Here is a 232-nt window from a genome sequence, read left to right on the forward strand (position 1 = left end):
GGTGCTGGCCCAGGAGATCACCCTCGACTCACCGGTGCAGTGCGTGATGGATCAGGATTTCCCGGTGGTGTATCAGAATCAGAGTATGCGTGAGGGATGGGAAGCCTTTGCGGCGGTGACGCTGGAGCGGTTGCCGGTGCTCAACAATCCGCAGGAACGGCGCTTTCTGGGCGCGCTGACCAAAACCAGTCTGATTCAGAAAGCGCAGGAGTTTCTTTAAGCCGCGTTGCCG

1 protein-coding gene is annotated in these 232 nt (G+C 59.1%); it reads left to right on the plus strand.

What is annotated here, in order from left to right:
- Window positions 1-220: hypothetical protein (locus SB756_RS35875; RefSeq protein WP_410914006.1), on the plus strand; the 220-nt coding region annotated here is incomplete at its 5' end.
- Window positions 221-232: the final 12 nt, after the last annotated feature.

Origin of the sequence: Pseudomonas sp. SIMBA_068 (assembly GCF_046534705.1) — a bacterium.
Classification (GTDB): domain Bacteria; phylum Pseudomonadota; class Gammaproteobacteria; order Pseudomonadales; family Pseudomonadaceae; genus Aquipseudomonas; species Aquipseudomonas putida.